Source organism: Leisingera sp. ANG-M1, from assembly GCF_000813745.1.
GTDB lineage: Bacteria > Pseudomonadota > Alphaproteobacteria > Rhodobacterales > Rhodobacteraceae > Leisingera.
In genome coordinates, this window is the sequence record NZ_JWLC01000007.1 from 152,345 (window position 1) to 174,338 (window position 21,994).

The 21,994-nt window shown below is 63.3% G+C and carries 21 protein-coding genes; 6 read left to right on the top strand and 15 right to left on the bottom strand.

Annotation, left to right across the window (positions count from 1 at the left end):
• The first annotated feature begins 182 nt into the window (after window positions 1–182).
• Window positions 183–1,610, top strand: coding sequence for an aldehyde dehydrogenase family protein (locus RA19_RS06185; protein WP_052261668.1), 1,428 nt, complete (start codon window positions 183–185; stop codon window positions 1,608–1,610).
• A 192-nt stretch (window positions 1,611–1,802) separates the two neighbouring features.
• Here the strand turns inward: RA19_RS06185 and RA19_RS06190 are convergent, their stop codons facing one another.
• The 10 genes from RA19_RS06190 to RA19_RS06235 form a co-directional block, all read right to left on the bottom strand.
• The gene (locus RA19_RS06190) at window positions 1,803–3,446 is read right to left on the bottom strand and encodes a choline dehydrogenase (RefSeq protein ID WP_039160659.1); all 1,644 of its coding nucleotides are present in this window, start codon (window positions 3,444–3,446) and stop codon (window positions 1,803–1,805) included.
• 27 nt (window positions 3,447–3,473) lie between these two features.
• Window positions 3,474–4,175, bottom strand: a complete 702-nt coding sequence (locus RA19_RS06195) for a GntR family transcriptional regulator (RefSeq protein ID WP_039160661.1) — start codon at window positions 4,173–4,175, stop codon at window positions 3,474–3,476.
• A 12-nt stretch (window positions 4,176–4,187) separates the two neighbouring features.
• Window positions 4,188–5,576, bottom strand: a complete 1,389-nt coding sequence (locus tag RA19_RS06200; protein ID WP_206540261.1) for an amidase family protein — start codon at window positions 5,574–5,576, stop codon at window positions 4,188–4,190.
• Window positions 5,577–5,587: 11 nt separating this feature from the next.
• Window positions 5,588–6,352, bottom strand: a complete 765-nt coding sequence (ehuA, locus tag RA19_RS06205; RefSeq protein ID WP_039160663.1) for an ectoine/hydroxyectoine ABC transporter ATP-binding protein EhuA — start codon at window positions 6,350–6,352, stop codon at window positions 5,588–5,590.
• Window positions 6,353–6,360: 8 nt separating this feature from the next.
• Window positions 6,361–7,026 (bottom strand): ectoine/hydroxyectoine ABC transporter permease subunit EhuD, encoded by a 666-nt coding sequence (ehuD, locus tag RA19_RS06210; RefSeq protein ID WP_039127002.1) that lies wholly within the window; start codon window positions 7,024–7,026, stop codon window positions 6,361–6,363.
• Window positions 7,027–7,029: 3 nt separating this feature from the next.
• Entirely contained in the window at window positions 7,030–7,752 is a 723-nt protein-coding gene (gene ehuC, locus RA19_RS06215) for an ectoine/hydroxyectoine ABC transporter permease subunit EhuC (RefSeq protein ID WP_206540262.1), read from the bottom strand.
• A 61-nt stretch (window positions 7,753–7,813) separates the two neighbouring features.
• Window positions 7,814–8,671: an ectoine/hydroxyectoine ABC transporter substrate-binding protein EhuB gene (gene ehuB / locus RA19_RS06220; protein WP_039160665.1), complete on the bottom strand. Its 858-nt coding sequence runs from the start codon at window positions 8,669–8,671 to the stop codon at window positions 7,814–7,816.
• Between the two features lie 27 nt (window positions 8,672–8,698).
• Window positions 8,699–9,457: a maleate cis-trans isomerase family protein gene (locus RA19_RS06225; protein WP_052261670.1), complete on the bottom strand. Its 759-nt coding sequence runs from the start codon at window positions 9,455–9,457 to the stop codon at window positions 8,699–8,701.
• A gap of 55 nt (window positions 9,458–9,512) precedes the next feature.
• Window positions 9,513–10,367, bottom strand: coding sequence for an ectoine/hydroxyectoine ABC transporter substrate-binding protein EhuB (ehuB, locus tag RA19_RS06230; RefSeq protein WP_039160667.1), 855 nt, complete (start codon window positions 10,365–10,367; stop codon window positions 9,513–9,515).
• A 61-nt stretch (window positions 10,368–10,428) separates the two neighbouring features.
• Window positions 10,429–11,592: a M24 family metallopeptidase gene (locus tag RA19_RS06235; protein WP_039160669.1), complete on the bottom strand. Its 1,164-nt coding sequence runs from the start codon at window positions 11,590–11,592 to the stop codon at window positions 10,429–10,431.
• 382 nt (window positions 11,593–11,974) lie between these two features.
• Between RA19_RS06235 and RA19_RS06240 the strand changes: the two genes are divergently transcribed.
• From RA19_RS06240 to RA19_RS06260, 5 genes are all read left to right on the top strand, one after another.
• Window positions 11,975–12,904, top strand: coding sequence for an ornithine cyclodeaminase family protein (locus RA19_RS06240; RefSeq protein ID WP_082020460.1), 930 nt, complete (start codon window positions 11,975–11,977; stop codon window positions 12,902–12,904).
• A gap of 17 nt (window positions 12,905–12,921) precedes the next feature.
• Window positions 12,922–14,106, top strand: a complete 1,185-nt coding sequence (locus RA19_RS06245) for an aminotransferase-like domain-containing protein (protein WP_039160671.1) — start codon at window positions 12,922–12,924, stop codon at window positions 14,104–14,106.
• 17 nt (window positions 14,107–14,123) lie between these two features.
• The gene (locus RA19_RS06250) at window positions 14,124–15,149 is read left to right on the top strand and encodes a succinylglutamate desuccinylase/aspartoacylase family protein (RefSeq protein WP_039160673.1); all 1,026 of its coding nucleotides are present in this window, start codon (window positions 14,124–14,126) and stop codon (window positions 15,147–15,149) included.
• Between the two features lie 154 nt (window positions 15,150–15,303).
• Entirely contained in the window at window positions 15,304–16,215 is a 912-nt protein-coding gene (locus tag RA19_RS06255; protein ID WP_039160842.1) for a GlxA family transcriptional regulator, read from the top strand.
• Window positions 16,172–16,711, top strand: a complete 540-nt coding sequence (locus RA19_RS06260) for a GNAT family N-acetyltransferase (RefSeq protein ID WP_152615693.1) — start codon at window positions 16,172–16,174, stop codon at window positions 16,709–16,711. The genes RA19_RS06255 and RA19_RS06260 overlap by 44 nt, the downstream gene beginning before the upstream one ends.
• 21 nt (window positions 16,712–16,732) lie before the next feature.
• Here the strand turns inward: RA19_RS06260 and RA19_RS06265 are convergent, their stop codons facing one another.
• The 5 genes from RA19_RS06265 to RA19_RS06285 form a co-directional block, all read right to left on the bottom strand.
• On the bottom strand, window positions 16,733–17,731 hold the full coding sequence (locus RA19_RS06265; RefSeq protein WP_152615694.1) for a GlxA family transcriptional regulator: 999 nt from the start codon (window positions 17,729–17,731) through the stop codon (window positions 16,733–16,735).
• 310 nt (window positions 17,732–18,041) lie between these two features.
• A complete protein-coding gene (locus RA19_RS06270; RefSeq protein ID WP_039160846.1) occupies window positions 18,042–19,214 on the bottom strand; it encodes an IS5 family transposase in 1,173 nt (390 codons plus the stop codon).
• Between the two features lie 80 nt (window positions 19,215–19,294).
• Complete coding sequence (locus tag RA19_RS06275; protein WP_152615695.1) at window positions 19,295–20,050, bottom strand: amino acid ABC transporter ATP-binding protein; 756 nt, start codon at window positions 20,048–20,050, stop codon at window positions 19,295–19,297.
• Between the two features lie 40 nt (window positions 20,051–20,090).
• On the bottom strand, window positions 20,091–21,056 hold the full coding sequence (locus tag RA19_RS06280; protein WP_039160678.1) for an amino acid ABC transporter permease: 966 nt from the start codon (window positions 21,054–21,056) through the stop codon (window positions 20,091–20,093).
• Window positions 21,057–21,116: 60 nt separating this feature from the next.
• Window positions 21,117–21,944, bottom strand: a complete 828-nt coding sequence (locus RA19_RS06285) for a transporter substrate-binding domain-containing protein (protein WP_039160680.1) — start codon at window positions 21,942–21,944, stop codon at window positions 21,117–21,119.
• Window positions 21,945–21,994 lie beyond the last annotated feature (50 nt).

The following is a 21,994-nucleotide window of genomic DNA, read 5'->3' on the forward strand; positions in this document are numbered from 1 at the left end:
CCGCCCGCTGCCTGGAGCAGATCACCCTCAACAAAACTGCCGGGTGCGCCCATATCAATCTGATGGCACCCACCGCCCTGCAGCAACATCCCGGGACGCCTGTCATGAGGCAGAGTGTGCTTGCTGTCCGAAAAATAATATATTATATATTATCAAGATCAAACCACACTCAGGACTTTCCCATGGCCCAGAACTGCGCGCCCTTCGTCAGCGGCGAATGGCTCTCCGAAACAAACCGCGAAACCCGGGACAACCTGTCGCCTGCAACCGGCGCGCCGGTTGGCACCATGGTCTGCGCCACTGCAGAAGACGCGCGGGCCGCGGCAGATGCGGCAGCCAAGGCTTTTCCTGTTTGGTCCGCTCTGGCTCCCCAGCAACGGGCGCGGATGCTGGGTACCATTGCGCAGCGCGTTCAGGAGGCGCATGAAGAGCTCTCGCGCCTGATCACCACCGAGCAGGGCAAGCCGCTGGCGGAAGCGCGGATGGAGATGGACGGGGTGATCGAAATGTTCGAACATTTCGCCTCGGTCGCCGAGACCATGCCGTTCCGCTATGAGCGCCCCGACAAGGGCACCAACCGCACCATCGACATGATCCCGGCCGGGCCTGTGATCATCATCACCACCTGGAACTTCCCGGTCGAAACTGCAGCCGTGCATCTGGCCCCGGCGCTGGCAGCCGGCTGCACCGCTGTGGTGATCGCCAACAACTCCACCCCTGCCTCGGTGGCCCGGCTGATCGGCCTGATGCATGAGGCCGGTCTGCCGGAGGGCGCGGTGAACCTCTTGATGGGCTCTTCGGCCATGCTGTCGGAAACCCTGATCAAGCACCCCGCCACCCGGCATCTTTCCTACACCGGCTCGGTCCGGGTGGGCCGCCAGCTGGCGGCGCAATGCGGCGCAGAGATCATGCGCTGCACGCTGGAGCTGGGCGGCAATGCGCCCGCCATCGTGCTGCCCGGCGCGGACGTGGAGGCAGCCGCCAAGGCGCTGATTTCCAAACGTTTCTGGAACGCGGGCCAAGTCTGCACCGCGCCCAACCGGATCTTTGTGAACCGCGCCCAGCATGATGCCTTTGCCGAGGCCGCAGGCGCCTATGTGCGCAATTTGGTGCTGGGAGACGGGCTGCAAGACGCGACGACCATGGGACCGCTGGCCACCACCGAGCGCGTCGCCTCAATGCAGCGGATTGCCGAGGATGCCCTGGCCAAGGGTGCAACCGCCATCGTGAATGACTCCGCTCCGCAGGAGGGAGGCAACTGGGTGTCGCCCAAGGTCTTTGCCAATGTGCCTTGGGACGCTCTAGGCCTGCGTGAAGAGATCTTTGGCCCGATTGCCTGCATCACCCCCTATGACGACCTGGAAGCGGTGATTGCCGAGGTCAACAACTGCGAGCTGGCGCTGTCGGGCTATGTCTACGGCCCCGATCAGGCTGAAGCCGAAGCCGTTGGCGCCCGGCTGCAGGTCGGCAGCGTTGCGGTGAACCAGCTGACCACGGCCTATATCGACGTGCCCTTTGGCGGCATCAAGCAGAGCGGGCTGGGCTGCGTCGGCGGCGAAGCGGCGGTGCAGGAGTATCTCTTCCCGCGGCTGACGGCGGCTGCGCAATAGGCCGGAAACTCCCCCGACTGGAAAGGGTGCCCAACCGGGCGCCCTCTTTTTTTGCCTAACGCTGTGATCTGATAAACTGAACCGCCCGGCTGATAGGCCGGGCAGCGCCCGCCCCTCCCCACAGGAAGGCGCTTCACGCCCACCCAGGGTCGGGCGCTGCCCTCAACAAATTAACCGACACAGCTGAGCACTCTAGCGCTGGGAGGTTTCCCAGTTCGGATCGCTGTAATAGGGCAGGTTCGACGGCGGCAACGGGTCCTTGCCCGCGATCATATCGGCCGCCTTCTCGCCAATCATCATCGACGGGCAGTTGAGGTTGGCCGAGGGGATAATGGGCATCACCGAGGCATCCGCCACCCGCAGGCCTTCGATGCCATGCACCCGGCATTCCGGGTCGACCACTGCCATCGGATCAGTCCCCATCTTGCAGGTGCCGCAGGGGTGATACGAGGAATGGCAGGTTTCACGCAGCCAGGCTTCAAGATCCGCATCGCTTTCGACTTTTGAGCCGGGGAAGATCTCCTTGCCGGTAAAGGCCGCCAGCGACGGCTGCTGCACCAGTTCCCGGCTGAGGCGGAAGCCTGCCTTCAGTTCTTCCACATCCTCTGGATGCTCCAGCATGTTGTAGCGGATGCGCGGCGCGGCAAAGGGATCGTTTGACGCCAGCCGCACATAGCCGCGGCTTTGCGGGCGCTGGTTGGCGAATTGCAGCTGGAACGCGTGTTCCTTGACGAAATCCGCCGACCCCTCGGCCACCGCAATCTGGAACAGCGCGATCTGCAGGTTGGGGAAGCGCACACCTGCCTTGGTCCGCACAAAACCCACCGCATCGAAGTGGTTATTGGCCAGCAGCCCCTTGCGGGTCAGAAGCCAGTCCAGCACACCCTTCGCCTGCGAGAACAGGTTCAGATGCTTGTAGAGCGTTACCGGCTGGGTACAGGCCACCTGCAGCGAGGTCAGCGGGTGGTCCATCAGGTTCTCGCCTACACCCGGAAGGTCGTGCAGCACTTCAATCCCCTGCCCGCGCAGCTGTCCCGCGGGGCCGATGCCGGAATGCATCAGGATCATCGGGCTGTTGAAGGCGCCCGCCGACAGGATCACCTCGCGGTTGGCCTTGACCGTCGCCTCCTGACCGTTCTGCACCATCCGCAGGCCGGTGGCTTTGCGCCCCTCCATCACGATGTTGCGCACATGGCAGCCGGTCTCGATGGTCAGGTTGGCAGGCGGATTGCGCAGATAGCAGTGCGCGGTCGAGGAGCGGCGGCCGTCGGCGACGTTCTTGGGCAACAGGCCAAAGCCATCCTGCTGGCCGCCGTTCACATCATCGGTGCGCAGGTATCCCGCTTCGCTGCCCGCCTGCAGGAAGGCCTGGGTCAGCGGGTTGTCCGCCCCCATCGTCGAGGCGCGGATCCTGCCTTCGCCCCCGCGGTAGCCGCTGGCGCCGTCCACCCTTGTCTCCAGCCTTTTGAAGTAAGGCAGCACATCGGCATAGGACCAGCCGCGCGCGCCCGCCTCTGCCCAACCCTCGTAATCCATCGGATGTCCGCGCAGATACAGCTGGCCGTTGATCGAACTTGAGCCGCCCAGAACCTTGCCGCGCGGCTGCACCAGCACCCGGTTGTTCAGGAACGGTTCCGGCTCGGTCTCGTAGTTCCAGTTGTACTTCGGAGCGTTGTAGGCATAGCGCATCGCCGCCGGGACATGGAACAAGGGGCTGTTGTCCCTCGGCCCCGCCTCCAGCAGCAGGACAGAGACCGAGGGGTCTTCCGCAAGGCGTGCAGCAATGATGGCGCCGGCACTGCCGGCTCCCACCACGACATAGTCGCAGGTCTTCATCTGTTGTCTTCCCTGTTGAGGGCTGGATCAGCCCTTGGTCGCTTGCGCAGCGGAGCCGCCCGCAGCCGGGCCCGCCTCCACCGCTTGACTCAGCTCGTGCCTGGCACGCACCGTGGCGTGATCGATATGGCGGGTCATCAGCACCACCGCCTTTTCCACATTGGCCACCCGGACCGCGTCCAGGATCGCCTCATGCTCGAAATTGTGCTTGCCGATCAGGCCGCCATGATCGACCACCCGGAACTGGGTGATGCGGGCGATGCCGTCATACTGGTCCCCGATGATCGCCAGCGAGCGCTTCATGATCGACGGCTCCAGCAGCGACAGGTGGAACTGCCGGTTCAGCTCCACCTTCTCCCACAGATCGGTGGAGCGCTCGTCCTGTTCGATCAGCGTCTGGCAGGCGGCAATGGTCGCCTCGGTGTGGCGCGGCACCGCGTCGGCCAGCACGATGGGTTCCAGAGCGCCGCGGATCTGGTTCATCTCGATCAGCTCGCGCTCGTTCATCTTGGCGATGATCGGGCTGCGCCGCGGCCGCAGCTCCACCAGGCTTTCCGCCGCCAGCATCCGGATCGCCTCACGCAGGGGCACGATGGAGATGTCCATCTCCTTGGCCAGCGGCATGATCTTCAGCTCTTCCCCGGCCTTCAGTTCGCCTGCAATGATCTGCTGCTTCAGCACTTCATAGATCGCCTTGGGGCCATCACCGTAGTTGAGGATGTTCTTCATGATCCACCGTACCTATTCGTCACATTCCAGGCGGCTAAAGGCCTCGGCCGCCGCCAGGACCTTATGGTCCTGCCCCAAAGCGCCAATCAGCTGAATACCAAGCGGCAGGCCGGAAGGCAGCCCCCCGATTGGCATCACATGCACGGGCAGATAGCACAGGCTGCCCAGCATTTGCAGCATATGCTGCTTGAGTATGGGTTCTTCGCACCCGTTCACCACCACCGTCCGTGCGGTGGGATCGCAATCTGGGCGCAGGGGCGCAGCTGCCCCGGCTGCCGCCGGGCAGAGCAGCAGGTCGTAGTCCGCAAAGAACCCCTCCAGCTTGCGGCACAGCTGCAGACGTTCCTCGTGCAGCACCAGCCAATCGCGGTGGCTCAGCGTATTGCCGCGAGCATTGAGCGCCGCGTATGCACCCTGCGGAGCATCTGCCCCCTGCCGGGCGCGGAACTCTGCCGCCAGCTCCGACTTGCGCGCGGTTTCGGCCCGCACCAGCAGGTTCATCAGCTCGGTCGCGCGGGTGAAATCGATATCCGGCGCAGTTTCTGTGACGTCAGCGCCAGCAGAGCGCAGCCGGTTGGCGAAGGTTGCAATGACTGTGCGATAGCTGTCGTCCATCGGGCAGCCAGGCAAATCAGGCAGCAGCGCAATCCGCAGCCCTTCCACCCCCACCGCATCAGTATTGGCATCGCCGCTGAGAACCCCATAGGCCAGCGCTGCATCCCGCGCCGAACGCGCCAGCGGCCCTGCTGCGCCGATATCCGGCTCCCGCAGCTCACCCAAGGGGCTGTGGCCGCGCAGCGAAATCCGCCCCCAGCTCGGCTTCAGCCCATGCACCCCGCAGTTATGCGCCGGCAGGCGGATCGAGCCGCCTTGGTCGCTGCCGATGTCGATGTAGGACATGCCCGAAGCCACCGCCGCTGCCGACCCGCCCGAGGAACCGCCGGCGCTGCGCTCCGGATCATGCGGGTTGCGGGTGGCGCCGAACAGCGGGTTGGCAGTCTCCCAATCAGACAGGTATGGCGGGATGTTCGTCTTGCCCAGGATCACCGCCCCAGCCCGTTTCAGCGCCGCCACCACGGCGGAGTCCTCCGCGGCAATATCACCCGCCCGCGCCGGATCGCCCCAGGTAGTGGGGTGCCCCTGCCAGTCGAAACACTCCTTCACCGTCACCGGCACCCCGTGCAGCGGCCCGATGGGAGCCGCCGCGGCATCGCAGGCCTCAGCCGCCGCACGCGCCCCGGCCCGGTCCTGATAGACCACCGCATTCAACGCACCGTTTACCCGGTCGATGGCCGCGAAACAGCCCTCCAGCGCTGCGCGCGCGGAAACCGCCCCCTGCGCCAGCGCCTGACGCAGCGCAACCGCATCGGGCCACACGCCCTCCGGCAGAGGATACCGCACCGCCACCATGCTCAGCCTGCCTCCAGCACCTTGGACAGGAACTGCTGCAGCCGCGCGTTCTGCGGGTTGTCGAACAATTGGTCCGGCGCCCCCTGCTCAACCATGCGGCCGCCGTCAAAGAAGCACACCCGGTCAGACACTTCTTTGGCAAAACCCATCTGATGGGTGACCAGCAGGATGGTGTAGCGGCCTGATTTGGCCAGATCGCGGATCACCTCCAGCACCTCGCCTACCATCTCCGGGTCCAAGGCCGAGGTCGGCTCGTCAAACAGCAGCACTTCCGGGTGCATCGCCAGGGTGCGGGCAATCGCCACCCGCTGCTGCTGGCCGCCTGACAGCTGGCTGGGGTAATGGCCTGCCTTGTCGGCCAGCCCGACCATGGTCAGCAGCCGCATTGCCTCTTCGGTCGCCTCGGCCTTCGACTGGCCCAAAGTATGCACCGGCGCCTCGATGCAGTTCTCCAGCGCCGTCATATGCGGGAACAGGTTGAAGTTCTGGAACACCATGCCGATTTTCGAGCGGATCCGGCGCACATGTGCCTTGCTGGCATCCACCAGCACACCGTTCTTCTGCATCCGGTTCAGCGGCTCGCCGTCGACATACATGGTGCCGTCCTGGATACCCTCCAGCGTCATCAGCACCCGCAGCACCGTGGTCTTGCCCGAGCCGGAGGGCCCGATGATCGAGACCACCTCGCCCTTGCCGACGCTGAAATCGAGATCCTTCAGAACCTGCAGCGCGCCATAGGCCTTCAGCACCTTGTCGAATTGGATCATGGGATGGGTCAATGCAGGATGCTCCTCTTGACGTAATTCTCAACCAGGCGGATCAGGAAGGCGGCGATCAGGCTCATCACCAGGAAGAAGATCCCGGCAATGGTGACGGCTTCGGTAAAGCGGTAGTATTCCGCGCCGATCAGCTTGGAGATTTGCATGATTTCCGCTACCGCCACGAAAGACAGCAGCGGCGTTTCCTTGAAGATCGCCACCAGGTAATTGCCCAGCGCAGGCACGATCGGCGGCAGCGATTGCGGGATGATCACATCCCGGAAGGTGCGGTAGGTCGACAGGTTCAGCGCAATGCAGGCCTCCCACTGGCCTTTGGGCACGGCCTGAAACCCGGCCCGGTAGACCTCGGCGCACAGAGCCGAATTGTAGATGCCGATGGCCAGAATGCCGGTGGTCAGCGGCGGCAGGGTGATGCCGAAATCGGGCAGCAGGAAAAACAGAAAGAAAATCTGCACCAAGAGGGGCGTGGCCCGGATGAACTCGATGAACTCAGTGGCCGGCCTGCTGATCCAGGGTGAGCGGTGCGTCTTCAGCAGCATCAGGATCAGACCGCCGATCAGCGCCAGCACAAAGCTCGCAACCGTAGCCCAGACGGTGACGCCTGCCGCTTCCCACATCTTGGGCAGCACCACATCGAATGTGAAATCCCATCTCCAGTCCATGGCTCAGACCCTCTTGCTCAGGTGGCGGGAGAAGCGCTCTTCCAATGCGTCACCGCCAAAGCGCACGAACTGGGCAAAGCAGTAATACAGCATCAGCGTGATCGCGAAGATCTCCACGGTGCGGAAATGCAGCTGGTTCTGCTGCACGCTGGCGTAGGTGATATCGACCAATGTAACGGCCGAGACCAGCGCGGTGGCCTTGATCAGCTCGATGGTGAGGTTGACCATGCCGGGGATCATGATGGCGATAGCCTGCGGCAGGATGATCCGAGTCATCCGGTTCCAGGGCGAGATGTTGAGTGCAATAGTTGCCTCGGTCTGGCCGCGCGGCACTGCGCCGATGGCACCGCGGGCAATCTCAGCACCATAGGCGCCGAAGTTCAGCCCGATGCCCAAAACACCCGCCAGCACCGGCGACATGGTGAGGCCGAACTCAGGCATCACGAAGAACAGCCAGAACAGGATCACCAGCAGCGAGGTGCCGCGGAAGACCTCGATATAGCCGACCGCCAGCCACAGCACCGCGCCCGAAGCCTTGGCCCGGGCAACACCGGCAATCAGCGACATAGCCATGAAGACAAGCCAGGACAGCACCGAAATCTGAACCGTCACCACCGCGCCCCTCAGGATCGCAGGCAGAAACATCTTCAGCTCGGCAAAAGTCGCCACCGACAAGCCTGCCAAAAAGGCGGCCAAGCCAATGACAATGGCAATTCTTGGTACCATCCGGCCCTCCCCATCCGTTCATGCCTCCCCCGGGTACAGGCCCCGGAGGAGGCTGTTGGTCTTAGCTGCCGCAGAGTTCGGCAGTGGCGCTGATCGGCAGTTCATCGGCAGTCATGCCGTGTTCCTGCAGCAGCGCGATATGCGCGTCAGAACCGATGAATTTAGTCAACTCGGCGTTGAATGCTGCGACGAATTCAGCATCCGCCGGGCGGAAGGCAAACGCACCATGAGACACAGCAACATTGCCCGCCACCTCGGCAAAGGGCTCGGTGGACTCAATCGGCGCATCCGGCAGGCTGGCGATAATCTGGCGCACGCCGGGGGCCGAGACCGCCCAAGCGTCGATGCGGCCCGCGCGCAGGGCAGCCACCCCGGTCGGGTTATCTGGCAGCTGCGAGATGCTGGCATCGCTCAGGCCCACCGCCTCGGCATAGCCTTTTTGTGCAGAGCCAGAGACCACGCCGATCTTCAGCCCCTGCTCGGCCACGGATTCATAGTTGGTGACGCCCTTGGGGTTGCCCTTGGACACCACCATCGCCTGCTGGATGCCAAAGGTCGGCTCAGAGAACTGCACTTCGGCGCAGCGCTTGGGGGTGACGAACATGCCCGCGGCCACCACATCGAAACGGTCGGCCTTGACGCCGGGGATCAGTGCGCCCCAATCGGTGGATTTCGCCTCGGCGATCTTACCGCCCATCGCGTCCAGCACAGCGCGCAGAGTTTCCACATCGGTGCCGGTCAGATTGCCGCTGTCGTCCTTATAAGCGTAGGGCTTGAAGTTGTAGAAGGCGACGCGCAGGCCCTCGCCCTTGGCGCGGTCCATCAGGCTTTCAGCATGGGCCGCCATTGCCGGCAGCATTGCCACGCTTGCCGCCAGGGCACCTTTCAGCACGGTTCTGCGGATTTTGTTGAGTGTCATGAGTATTCTCCCTGTTTTTTTGTGTCGTCAATTCGGTAGTTCACGCAGCAGCCGGCCATAGCCCGGCACGCCGCCCGTCACACCCAGCGAGGCCAGAATGTCCCAGGCCATTGCCTGGTTGCTGGATACCGTCGGCATGCCGGTTTCTGTTTCAATCCGCTCCAGCACCTCCAGCGACTGGAAATCCGTGCAGGAGATAAAGGTAGCCTCCGCCCCCTCGCCGCCCAGCCGGGCTGCAGCTTCAAGGATCGCCTCAGGCCGGACCCGGCTGATATCTTCCGAGGCGGTGATGCCGAAGTCGAACCTGCGGTTGATGGCAAAGCCCGCTGCCTCGAATTGCGCCGCCATGCGGTCGGCGATTTCGAATTCGTAGGGCGTCACCAGGTTGATGCGGCGGGCGCCCAGGTGGCGCAGCGCACCTGAGGCGGCCTCCACCGGGTTCACCGCCAAGGCGCCGGGACTCACGGATTGGATAGCATCGCGGATTGTCTCCGGTCCGATTGCAATCGTGCCCGAAGTGCAGCCGAAAATGACCGCATCCAGCGCCACCTCCGGGTTCAGCAGCTGGGCGGCTTCCGCCAGTTGCGGCACCATCTTTGCCAGCTGCTCCATCGTGCAATCGCCGCCAAAGGCGATGCGGGTGGTGAAGGTCAGCACCTCCGGCGGCAGCAGCAGCCCCAGGTCGCGTTCGATCACCTGATCATTGGCCAGCGCCAGCACACCCACGCGGAACGGGCCGGGGCTGTCGCCCAGCACGGTCTCTGTCAGCGGGGTCTGGTCTTGCATCGTCACCTTCCGGCCTTGAGCAGTCAGTGGATGGGGCCCGCAGGCCCCGCCCGGGTTAGCCTTTGCAAAGATCGGCGGTGCTGCGCGACGGCAGCTCGCTGGGCTGCAGCCCATGCGCTTCCATGATCTTCAGGTGTTCCGGCGTGCCGATGAACGCGGCCAGCTTGGCGTTGAACGCCGCGACAAAAGCCGCTTCATCCGGGCGCACCGCATAGGCGCCATGCGGGCTGGCGGGTTTGCCATCCACCTCGGCAAAAGGCTGCAGCATTTCAAATTCGCCGCCGTCATTGCTGGCCACTGCCAGCCGGGCACCCGGCGCATCGATGGCAAAGGCATCCGCCCGGCCCGCGCGCACGGCCGCTAGCCCGGTCGGGGTATCCGGCACCTGCATGATGCTGGCCTCTTGGACGCCAACACTCTTTGCCCAGTCAACCTGTGCGGTGCCAGAGATCGCTGCCATGGTCACGCCCGCCTCGCGCACGCTTTCGTATTCGGTCAGGCCAGAGGGGTTGCCGTTTTTCACCACCAGCGCCTGCTGTATGCCGAACGTCGGCTCGGAAAACGCCACTTCGTTGCAGCGCTTGGGGGTGACGAACATCGCGGCCGCCACGATATCGAACCGGTCCGCCTTCAGCCCCGGGATCAGGTTGCCCCATTCGGTCGAGGTCTCAGAGGCGATGCTCAGGCCCATTTCGCCCAGCACATGGCGCAGGATTTCCACCTGCTCGCCGATCACCTTGCCCTCGCCATCGACATAGGCGAAGGGGGCAAAGTTGTAATAGGCGACGCGCAGGCCATCCGCCTTGCCGCGGTCTTCCAGCGTCTCGGCCGTGCCCATCGCGGGCACTCCGGCAAATGCAGCAGCCGCCACTGTCTTGAGCAGTGTCCGGCGCAATCCGTTGAATTTCATTGTTTCCTCCCTTGGTGCGGCGCCACGGGTCTCCCCGTGACGCCAATGGTTCGCATCCGCATCAAGCTTCGATGACCGGGATCTCCCATTCGGCAACCGGCGCCGACAGCAGGTCCGGCTCGCCTTCCGTCACCGCCCAGTTATCCTCGGCGTTGATGAAGCCCAGCTCGTTCGAGAAATTCGGGTTGCAGGCAAAGACGTTGCCAACCTCGAAGGTGATATCCTCAAACGCCGCCAGCGACGGGTATTCGGTGGTCTCGATGCCGACGCCGTGGCCGACCCGGCCGACGCCCATGGTCTTGAGCCCGCGCTCGGACAGGTATTTGTCGACCACCTCGATCACATGCGCCGGGGTGTTGCCCGCGGTCAGCTGCATGTTGCAGTCATGGCGCAGCTGCATGGCCCAGGTGTAGAATTCACTAAGCGCATCCGAGGGTTTGCCGATGGAGGCGGTCCGCGCCAGGTCGGACCAGTAGCCCTTGTAGCTGACGCCCACATCGAAGCCGAGGGTCTCACCCTTCTGGATCACCCGGTCGGTCGGCAGCAGCACAATGCCCTTTTCATTGGCACCGGACAGCACGCACAGCAGCGAGATCTTCTCAGCTCCGTTGGCAATCAGGTTCTGACGCAGGATCTGGGCGACCTCGTTTTCGGTCATGCCCGCGCGCACCTCCTGGAAGGTCTTCTTCTGCGCTTCGGCAGAAATGATCGAGGCGCGGCGCAGGTATTCGATTTCCTGCGGCGACTTCACGTTGCGCACCTTCAGGATGATGTCGGCGGCGTCGATGAAGTCTGCCTCCGGCAGGCCCTTCATCACTTCCTGCAGGCCCAGGTAGGAAATGCCCAGATACTGCTCGCGGCCCAGTTCGGCGCCGATGCGGGCTTTGCTGAGGCCCAGATCCTTCAGCACGCCGATGATGAACTCGGGATGGCCCATCAGCCCGCCGGTGGTGCGGATGTCGGTGATGAAGGAGGTCTGCTCCACCTGCGCAACTTCGAACGGCATGGTGATCAGGGTCGGGTCGCCATCCTTGGGCAGAATGAACATGTAGGAGCGGATCTTGTCCACGGCGCACTGCTCGGAGCGGTGGCCGGTGTAATACTGATAGTTCAGCCGTTCGGTGATCAGCATGGCGTCGAGGTTTTTCTCGGCCATCAGCGCACGGGTTTTGGCGTAGCGCGCTTCGAACTCTTCTTTGGTGAAATCTGCGTATGGGGCTGTCATGTCGTACCTTACACGAGCTGTGTTTGCGTGCCGCCATACTAGATAATATATTATTCAGGGCAAGAAATTTCTGCAAATTGAGCAGAAGCAGTATCCGCAATGGGGTAATTGCCCAAGAAAACAGGGCCTCTCAGCGCGCACCCTCCTCAGCCGCGCAATCTGCCGAAACAGGCGGCGCCCCGAAGAATCACAGGATCGAACCTGCAATCCGGCAAGGCTGATTCTCAAAACGGCATCCCGGCGGAAGCGGCAGGTGAACTGCCGCCCGGCCTTGCTGCGCAGGGCCAATCCGGCGCTTTTACGCGGGCTGTCACAACGCTTGACGCCACTTGATACTAGATAATATATTATCCAGCAAAACCGGCAGCGGGAGGATAGCCAGTTGAAACTCTTCACCGACAGCGACATGCAGGCCGCCCTGCCCTGGGAGGCGCTGATTTCCGAACTGAAGGAGGCCTTTGCCAAAGGCGTCTCGCAGCCCCTGCGCACTGCGCATGCGGTGCCGGTGCCGGGCGAGCCGGATGCCTCCTTCCTGGCGATGCCCGCCTGGGAGGAAGGCGGCAAGCTGGCGGTGAAGATCTTGTTCATCGCCCCCGGAAACTCGGCCCGCAACCTGCCCGCAGTGAACGCCAGCGTGATGGTCTTCGACGCGGTGACCGGCCAGGCCGAAGCAGTGATGGAAGGCGGCGAGCTGACCGCGCGCCGCACTGCCGCCACCTCTGCCCTCGCCGCAGATCAGATGGCGCGCAAAGATGCAAAATCGCTGCTGATCGTCGGCGCGGGCACCATCGCAGGAAACCTGATCCCGGCCCACCGCGCAGTTCGCGACTATGAAACGGTCAAGATCTGGGCCCGCCGCCCCGAGCAGGCCCAGGCGCTGGCCGGTCAGTTCGACGAGGCCGTCACCGTGGCCACCGATCTGGACGCCGCCGTCGCAGAGGCAGATGTGATCGCCGCCGCAACCATCACCAACGAGCCGCTGATCAAGGGTGCGCTGCTGAAAGACGGCGCGCATCTGGATCTGGTCGGCGGCTTCACGACTGAGATGCGCGAAGCCGACAGCGAGGCGCTGAAACGCGCCGCCGGCGGCATCATCGTTGACACCTATGATGGCGCCATGGCCGAGGCCGGCGACATCACCCAGCCGCTTGCTGAGGGCACCATCACCCGCGCTGACATCGTGGGCGACATGGCCGAGTTGTGCCGCGGCGAGGCGCAGCCGCGCACCTCGGACAGCCAAATCACCGTTTTCAAATCCGTGGGGGCCGCGATCGAGGATTTTACCGCCGCCCGCATGGCCGCCGCATCCTGAACCTGACTGGAAAGACAATGACTGATTTCAGATTCGCCCGCCGCTCTGCCATTCTTGGCAAATCGGTGTTTGACCACGCGCCGGGCACCATCGCCCTCAATTCCGGCGCCGCCTACCCGCCCTGCCTGCCCGACGTGGTGCGCGAGGCGACCGAGGCCGTGGGCCCCCTGCGCGAAGAAGCCATGCAATACGCGCCGCTGATGGGCCTCGACGATCTGCGTGACGAGATCTGCAATTTCGTCGCCGAGGATGGCATCAAGGCCTCCCGCGAAAACGTGCTGGTCACCTACGGCTCCAAAAGCGCCTTTGATCTTGCCCTGCGCACCTTCTGCGAGGCCGGCGACACCGTGATCGTCACCCGCCCGACCTATATGACCGCCGTCCACATCATGCGCACCCACAACGTGCGTTTCCTGGACATCGGCCAGGACGAGGAAGGCTTCTGCGCCGACGAGCTGGAAGAAAAGCTGCAGCGGATGGAAAACAACGCCGAGCAGATGCCCAAGCTGCTGTTCGACGTGCCGGACTTCCACAACCCGACCGGCATCACCACTTCGCTGGCGCGGCGCAAGAAAATGCTGGCGCTGGCGCAGCGCTATAACTTCGTGATCTGCGAGGACGACCCCTACCGCCGTATCCGCTTTGAGGGCGAGGTGATCCCCTCGATCAAGTCGATGGACACCACCGGCCATGTGATCAGCCTCGGCACCGTCTCGAAAATCCTCGCCCCCGGCCTGCGTGTCGGCTGGGCCATCGGCGATGCCGGCGTGATCCGCCGCATGGCAATGCAAAAGGCCGACGGCGGCTCCAACGCCTTTGCCCAGCGCATCGTGGTGCAGCTGATGCAGTCCAACAAGATGGCGCATCACATCGACGAGATGATCCACCAGATGCGCATTCACCGCGATGCGATGATCGAGGCCTTTGCCGAACACATCCCCGAAGCCACCATCAAGGCCCCCAAAGGCGGCTATTTCCTTTGGGCGACCCTGCCCGAAGGCACCGATACCGAGCGCCTGGTCGAACTGGGCATTGAGGAAGGCGTCGAGGTCTCCTCGGGCCGCCTCAGCTTCCCCAATGACGATCCCGGCAACTGCATCCGCATGGCCTACAGCTTCATCACCGTGGACGACATCAAGGACGGCATCGCCAAACTCGGCGCCGCCTGGCGCAAACTCCAATCCCAAGCTCAAGCGGCATAAAAAGAAGGAATATTCCCATGCCCTGCCCCAAAGTCTCCCTCGCCCCCAGCTGCGAGATCGATCTGGACGCCGAAGGCAAACAGCACGGCTACGTGCGCATCCAGTTCTCCTCGGACCGCTCCGCCTACGGCTGGCTGCCGATGCCGATCATGTCGATCAAGAACGGCGACGGCCCCGTCGCGGTGGTGATCGGCGCCAACCATGGCGACGAGTACGAAGGCGTGTCGATCTGCAACGGCCTCTACCAGGAGCTTGAGCCTGAAGACATCAAAGGCCAGATCATCTTCCTGCCCGCGGCCAACGCGCCGGCCTTCTATGCCGGCCGCCGCACCTCGCCGCTCGACTGGACCGGCGAAGCTAACCTGAACCGGATGTTCCCGGGCAACCAGTACGGCTCCCCGACCGAGATGATCGCCTGGTACATCACCAACCACATCGTGCCGCGCGGCGATGCCTTCTTTGACCTGCACTCGGCCGGCAAATCCATCGATCACCACCCCTCGGTCAAAATCCGTCTGATGGGCGACGCCCAAAAAGACGCGATGCAGATGAAATTCCTGGAACTCTTCGGCGCGCCCCTGGGCATCGTCGGCGACCGGGTGCATGAGACCACCCTGTCGGGCGAGATCCTGCCGCAAGACAAAATCTACCTGTCGACCGAACTGGGCGGCGCCGGCAAGATCCGCCCGTGGATCCGCGAATTCGGCTTCAACGGCATGAAGCGCTGCATGCGGGAAATGGGCCTCTTCGTCAAAGACGAGCACCTGCCCGAGCCTGAGCACAAGGTTGCGCTCAAGGCGATGCAGACCGGCGACCACTACATCTTTGCAGGCAAGGACGGCATGTTCGAGCCGGTTGTCAATCTGGGCGACGTGGTCGAAGACGGCCAGCTGGCCGGCTACATCTGGAACCTGAAAGAGCCATGGGAAAAGCCGGAAGAGCTGCATTTCAACAAAGGCGGCGTGGTGTTCTGCAAACGCACGCCAGCGCTCTGCGAAATCGGCGATACGCTGTTCTTCACCCTCAGCGATTATGAAGGCTGACCGGAACCTCTCTGCACGGCCCCCTGGCTCCATGGGGCCGTGCTCAGCTGGAAGCGCCGGACCTGGCAAAGCCCTTGCGCAGGCGCCCACCCTCTCTCTCCCCCGGGACCTGCCGCAAAAGTCCTTTGCGTTCTTCCTTCTGCCCGGCGCTTCCATGCTCAGTTTCAGCTCGGCGATCGAACCCCTTCGGATCGCCAATCAGCTGGCAGCACAGCCGCTTTATTCCTGGCACACCCTGTCCGAAGACGGCACCAGCGTGACCTGCTCCAACGGCACCGAACTGACGGTCAACGGGCCGCTTTCGAACGCGCCCCAGGCGGACTACTCGCTCATCGTGGCAGGTCCTGCGGCGCAAAACGCTGCACAATCTCCCGCCGTCAGCTGGCTGCGGCGCAAGGCGCGGTTCGGCGGCACGGTGGGGGCCATCTCCGGCGGTACCGGGCTGCTGGCCGAGGCCGGCTTGCTGGCATCCGGCGGTTTCACCCTGCACTGGGAGGACCGGCTGGGTTTTTGCGAGCATTTCCCCGGGCTGGAACCTCTAGACCAGCTGTTCTGCGCCGACGGCCAGATCCTCACCTGCAGCGGCGGCACCGCAGCGTTGGACCTATCGCTGCATCTGATTGCCACCCATCACGGTCAGCGGTTTGCCCGCACAGTGTCGGACATGTGCGTCCATGCCGGCCTGCGCAGCGGAGGGGAGCGGCCGCAAAGCTCGCTCTCTTATGTGCTTGGCAGCCGCAGCCCGCATCTGGTGAAGGCCGCAGGCATCATGGCCGAAAACCTGGAGGACCCCCTGCCGCTGCAGGAGATCGCTCACCGCGCCGCCATCTCGCGCCGCCACATGGAACGCCTGTTCAGCACCCACACCGGCCGCACGCCTGCGCATTACTACCGCGACCTGCGGCTGGAGCGCGGCCGCAAGCTGCTGAGTGAGACCGACTACAGGCTTCCCGTTATCTCGGCCGCCTGCGGTTTTTCGAGCCCCACTGTCTTTGCCCGCAACTTCAAAAGGAAATTCGGCATTGCTCCTGTTGAATACCAATCCCGCAGGCCCCGCCGCGCCTGAGATTTTCGCCCCCTGCCCAGCCCGGCCAGTAATCACGCTCAACCCGGATGGTTTTGACGATTGGCCCTGCCTGCTGGGGCTCTTGCGCCATGCCTTTGCCCATACTGTCGGCAAAGTCGACCCGCCCAGCACGGTCTACGCCTGCACCGCTGCCGACCTGGCGCAGCGGGCAAAGCGCGAGCACTTGATGGTCGCCGCAGACGGCATCCGGCTGGCAGGCTGCCTGTTTCTGAAGGAGACCGGCCACGAGCTGTTCCTGGGCCGCTTTGCCATCCGCAACGAATACAAAGGCGGTGGCTTGGCCCGCCGGATGATCAGGCACGCAGCCGAATTGGCCCGCCAGCGCGGCAAGTCCACGCTGGTGCTGGAAACCCGCACCGCCCTGACCGGAAATCAGGCCAAATTCCGTGCTCTGGGGTTTCAGATCACCGGCGGCCGGGCCCACGCCGGATACCAGGGGATCACCACCTTCCGGATGGCACGCCGGGTGGATTGAGCCAAAGCAGGCCCTGCCGTGCTAACCTGCCCGGCCGCCCTTTTTGCTGTTGCGCAACTGGTGCGGGGTCACGCCGAATTCATGCCGGTAGGCCTTGGCCAGGGATGCCGAAGAGGGAAAGCCGCACGCCAGAGCGATATCGACCACCGGCAGGCTGGTGTCGGCAATCAGCTTGCCGGCCAGTTTCAGCCGCACCCGCCGGTAGTGCCGTGCCGGCGTGGTATCCAGATGGGTCAGGAACAGCCGTTCCAAGTGGCGCACTGAAAGCCCGGCCCGCTCGGCAATGACCGCAGTGGGCAGCGGTGTCTCAACGCTTTCTTCCATGATAGCGACCGCTTTGGCCAGCTTGCCCCCTAGGAAGTTGAAATTGCCGCCGGCTCCTTTCGGCTGTTCCCCTGAAAAGCCGCGTGCGGTTTCCAGGGTCATGGCGCTGGTCAGCTCTGCGCAATCCTGCGGTGACAGCACGCCGGACAGCAGCCGAATGACAATTTCCGCCGTATGCGCATGGCCTGCACAGGTGAAGATCCCGGCATTCTCCTCGGCAAGCCGGTTGGAAACCGTGGGGTAATCGCCGGTTTCCGCCAAAGCCCTTGCGTCCTGCCAATGGGTCGTAACCGGTCCCGACAAACGCGCCGAAGACCGGATATAGGCCGTGGCGGCATCCGACAGCAGGAACACCGGCCGGCGCAGCTTCTGCATCGCCCGTGCACGCTGCATCCAGTTGCCGCCCCGGCAGTTCCGCCCGCCGGTGACGAACAGGTAATCCTTCAAATACTGGTCGCCGATCGCAGGTTCCGCCCGCACCAGGATTTCCGAACTGCTGGAGACCAGCCCCGGGAGATCCGACGCCACCTGCCATGTGAAATGCACCCCGGTCTCCAGCGCGCTGGCCGCCTGCAGAACCGCAATGACCGACGACAGCTCAAGATGCGAAAACCCGGGCCGCACATAGATTTCAAAGCTCTGAACCTTCCCGGGCCTATCCGGAGCCGGGGCGGGTTTCTGGGGACGGACTGGCACTGCATCCTTTCCATGCTGACAGCTTGCGATCTCTGGATTTTCGCCGCCAGCCGCCGCGCTGCCAAGCGGAAAAGAACCGCGATTGCAGCATTATAGCAGCGCCCTGTGCCAACCGGACTATCCCGAACCGGCACACAGTGCCTCCGGAAACGACGCCGGACTGGATTTTCCCCGGCTGCAAATCCCGCCTTAGCAGGCCGCTGAATTAGTCAGGCCAGTGGGACGCTGTTCTCCGTGGTGGAATGAGTTCTCTCATCGGTCTTCCGGATTGGGTGGCTGGAAGCAGGCCTGCGCCCCCCCCCCTCCAGCCTCATTCCGCCAGCAACCGGGGCAGCCGGGCGAGATTTCCGGCTGCGAGCGTCAGGATGAAGCGCGACCGCACCCGTTCGACGCCGCGATAGACGGTCTGGGACATGCCGCCAACGGTCTTGGCCCAGCCAAACGCCTCCTCGATCCGTTTGCGGTGCTTCTGGGACAGGGCATAGCCTTTGTGCCGGGTTGTGCGCCCGTCGATTGCTGAATGCCGCGCCTTCCTGGCGACGTGCGGGGTGACGCAGGCCTGGCGGAGATCTGCGACGAATTCGGCCGCATCGTATCCCTTGTCGGTTCCCAAGGTCAGCTGCCGGGTCGATCCGGGGGAGTGGCGGTGCAGCATGTCCAGCGCAGCCTTTCGCTCGGCGCGGCCGTCAGCGTGGGTTAGGTCGCCTTGCACAACCAGCCCGTGCCGGTTCTCCATCAGCGCATGCCCCATGAAGCACAGCACCGCACCTGTGCCAGGGGATTTCTTATAGAGCCGTGCGTCCGGGTCGGTGACCGAGGCATGGGTCGCATTCGAACGCTTCTCGCCCTTGAAGTTGACCTCGGGATTTCGGGTGCGGCGGCTGTAGCGGGGCATTGGAGCGGTCTCGGGTTCGGTCTGGGCGGGTTGTGCGGCAGGGGCAATGGATGTCGCGGGCGGGTCATCCGGCCCATCATCGCCGGGCGGCGTGCCCGCCGACTTCGGCTGGAAACTCTTCATCGACGCCCAGGCCTTTATGAGCGTGCCATCGACCGAGAAGTGGTCGTCCGACAGTAGCGGCGCGACCTCGCGATGCGCCAGGATAGCCGCCATCACCTTGCGCGACATGTCGGCCGTCAGCAGCCGGTCGCGGTTCTTGGTGAACACCGTCGGCACCCATACCGGATCGTCGATCCCGAGGCCAACGAACCAGCGGAACAGCAGATTATACTGCATCTGTTCCATCAACTGCCGCTCGGAGCGGATTGAGAACAGGATCTGCAGCAGGCTGGCCCGGATCAGTCGTTCCGGCGGGATCGAGGGGCGGCCGAAATCGGTGTAGACCGCCTCGAAATCGGCATCCAGACTGGCCAGCGCGTCGTTGACCACCTGCCTGATCTTGCGGAGAGGGTGCCGTGCTGGGATGCGCTCTTCCAGATCGACATAGCTGAAAAGCGATCCGCTCGCTTCGTCCGTCCCGCGCATCACCAACCCCCGCCGAAATTGTGCTGAGGGTGAATCATGTTCCTCAGGCCGCGTCGAGAGCCGACTTCTTCAGCAGCCTGTTAGTGCTGAAGCACCTGGCTGAGGAAGTCCCTGGTGCGGCGGCTGCGCGGATTTCCGAAAAACTCCACCGGAGCACCTTCCTCGACAATCTGCCCCGCATCCATGAAGACCACCCGGTCCGCCACAGCCTTGGCAAAACCCATCTCATGGGTGACACAAATCATCGTCATGCCGCCGCGGGCCAGCCCGGTCATCACATCCAGCACCTCGGATACCATTTCCGGGTCCAGCGCCGATGTGGGCTCGTCAAACAGCAGAACTTTCGGCTCCATGCACAAAGACCGGGCAATAGCCACCCGTTGCTGCTGGCCGCCCGACAGCTGCCCGGGGTACTTGTCCGCCTGCTCCAGGATATTCACCCGCTTCAGATATGTGCGGGCATTTGCTTCGGCCTCAGTCCGCGGCGTGTTCTTGACCCACATCGGGCCTGCCGTCAGATTCTCAAGCACCGTCAGATGCGGAAACAGGTTGAAGTGCTGAAACACCATGCCGACCTCCTGCCGCACCACGTCGATCTGGCGCATGTCCTCGTGCAGTTCGATACCGTCCACCGAAATAGAACCGCTTTGGTGCGCCTCCAGCCGGTTGATGCAGCGGATCATCGTCGACTTGCCCGAGCCGGAGGGACCGCAGACAACAATCCGCTCACCCAGACGCACCGTCAGATTGATGTCTTTCAAGGCATGAAACGAGCCGTACCATTTGTTCATGCCCCTGATTTGGATGATACCTGCCTTCGGCTGCGCGTTGTCCATAGCTCCGCTCCTTGTATCTCGATTTGCTGCCTGCAAAGGCTCAGCGCTTCCGGTGCTTCTGGAAATAGGCCTCGATCCGGGCCTGAACGAGTTCGAACAGGATGGTCAGAACCCAATAGATCACGGCAACGGTGATCAGCATTTCCAAGTGCCGGAATTCCTTGTTGCCCAAGGTCCGCGCGAGGAACATCAGCTCCCAGATCCCCAGCACCGACACCAGCGAGCTGTCCTTCAGCATGGCAATGAACTGATTGCCCAGGGGCGGGATGATCACCGGTACCGACTGCGGCAGGATGATACGCCGCATGGTGAGGCCGAACTTGAACCCCATCGATCGCGAGGCCTCCCACTGCCCGGCCGGAATGCTCAGGATGCCGGCCCGGAACACCTCGGTCATATAGGCGCCATAACAAAGAGACAGGGCGATGATACCGGCCGGGATGGCATCGATGTAAATGCCCAGCTGCGGCAGCCCGAGGTACAGCAGGTAAATCTGCACCAGCAGCGGCAGGCCGCGGAAAAGCGAGGTGTAGAAAGACGCAACCGCAAAGGCAAAGCCATTGGATGACAGCTTTGCCACCGCGCCGATGATGGCAATCACCGACGCAATCGCGATCGAAATAGCCGACACATAAACCGTCGTAACCGCGCCCTGGGTGATCAGATAAGGCAGCTTCTTCAGGATGAAGGGGAAACTCAGATCGAAAGCCAGGAAAAACAGCAGGAACAGGGTCAGCAGTTCGGCCCAGACGATCAGCACCTGCAGCCGGAAGCGGAACCGCGAGATCAGCACCAGATTGGCGGTGAAGGCAGCGCCCAGCAGACAGGCCAGGCCCAGATCGCCCAGCAGACCCAAGGCGGCTTCCCGGACGGGAAACAGGGCTGCATACCCCGCCGCGCCGCCGCCGGCCCACCAGGCCAGAAGCGAGGACAGGACAAACAAAGCCAGGATGATGCGCGGCTTCTCATGGAGGCCGCGGTTTCGGACTGTATCGGCAAAAAGCACGTTACCGTCTCCCGTATTTCGTGCCCCCGCGCGGAAACGGACCGCGCAGGGGGAGCTGGATTACTTGGTGGACGTGTAGTCGGTGCCGTACCACTTCTCAGACAGGCCTTTCAGCGTGCCGTCTGCCTTCATCCCGGCGATGATCCCGGCGACCTTACCGTTAAAGGCCTCATCACCCAGATCAATGGCCACAGCCAGCGGCTCATAGAAAAGCGGATCGCCAACCACCCGGATCGGGTAGCCTTCCGCAATGGCGTTGTTCAAAGCGGACAGCGAGTCGACCATGCCCTCGATCCGCACCCCGTCGCCGATGCGCAGCTGGTCCACCACGTTGAACGCCGAGGCATCAAAGGACTGCAGCTCGCCCGGAGTGATCTGATACTCGAACTCCGGCGCGCCGATGGCGCTGATTACCAGCTCGTGTTTCAGGTACTCCTCCCAGGTCGAGCCGGCGCTGACGCCTATCTTGCGGCCATTGAGATCCGCAATGGTCTTGGCGTCCGAGTCATTATGAACTGCTGCCGAAGCCGGCACGTAGTAGTAGATTGCCGGAAACTGCAGCACCTCCGCCCGCGCCGGTGTCGGCGTCATCGACCCCACCGAGATGTCCCAGCGCCCGGCCCAGCGGCCTCCGGTTATCAGGCTCCAGTCGGGAGTGACGAATTCCACGCCGACGCCCAGCCGCCTGGCGATCTCCCGGGCCACGTCCACGTCGAAACCGTCCATCTCCTGATTGTCATTCAGGAACGACTGCGGCGGCCAGGCCGGATCGGTGGCCACTGTCAGGGTTTTGGACTCCATCACCCGGTCCAACGCTTCGCCCGCCAGCGACCACGAGGCCGCAAGAATGAATGCGGCGCCCAGCGACGCCGTTTTCAAGTTAAACATATTTTCCTCCCTTGGATTTTGTTGACGCTAGGATGGCGTTTTCATCCCAA

Coding starts and splice junctions, on each gene's coding strand:
- RA19_RS06225 (WP_052261670.1), bottom strand. CDS start 9,457: ATGCAAGACCAGACCCCGCTGACAGAGACCGTGCTGGGCGACAGCCCC.
- ehuA (WP_039160663.1), bottom strand. CDS start 6,352: ATGATCCAATTCGACAAGGTGCTGAAGGCCTATGGCGCGCTGCAGGTT.
- RA19_RS06185 (WP_052261668.1), top strand. CDS start 183: ATGGCCCAGAACTGCGCGCCCTTCGTCAGCGGCGAATGGCTCTCCGAA.
- RA19_RS06190 (WP_039160659.1), bottom strand. CDS start 3,446: ATGAAGACCTGCGACTATGTCGTGGTGGGAGCCGGCAGTGCCGGCGCC.
- RA19_RS06270 (WP_039160846.1), bottom strand. CDS start 19,214: ATGCGCGGGACGGACGAAGCGAGCGGATCGCTTTTCAGCTATGTCGAT.
- RA19_RS06255 (WP_039160842.1), top strand. CDS start 15,304: ATGCTCAGTTTCAGCTCGGCGATCGAACCCCTTCGGATCGCCAATCAG.
- ehuB (WP_039160665.1), bottom strand. CDS start 8,671: ATGACACTCAACAAAATCCGCAGAACCGTGCTGAAAGGTGCCCTGGCG.
- ehuD (WP_039127002.1), bottom strand. CDS start 7,026: ATGGACTGGAGATGGGATTTCACATTCGATGTGGTGCTGCCCAAGATG.
- RA19_RS06245 (WP_039160671.1), top strand. CDS start 12,922: ATGACTGATTTCAGATTCGCCCGCCGCTCTGCCATTCTTGGCAAATCG.
- RA19_RS06250 (WP_039160673.1), top strand. CDS start 14,124: ATGCCCTGCCCCAAAGTCTCCCTCGCCCCCAGCTGCGAGATCGATCTG.
- RA19_RS06285 (WP_039160680.1), bottom strand. CDS start 21,944: ATGTTTAACTTGAAAACGGCGTCGCTGGGCGCCGCATTCATTCTTGCG.
- RA19_RS06275 (WP_152615695.1), bottom strand. CDS start 20,050: ATGGACAACGCGCAGCCGAAGGCAGGTATCATCCAAATCAGGGGCATG.
- RA19_RS06195 (WP_039160661.1), bottom strand. CDS start 4,175: ATGAAGAACATCCTCAACTACGGTGATGGCCCCAAGGCGATCTATGAA.
- ehuC (WP_206540262.1), bottom strand. CDS start 7,752: ATGGTACCAAGAATTGCCATTGTCATTGGCTTGGCCGCCTTTTTGGCA.
- ehuB (WP_039160667.1), bottom strand. CDS start 10,367: ATGAAATTCAACGGATTGCGCCGGACACTGCTCAAGACAGTGGCGGCT.
- RA19_RS06235 (WP_039160669.1), bottom strand. CDS start 11,592: ATGACAGCCCCATACGCAGATTTCACCAAAGAAGAGTTCGAAGCGCGC.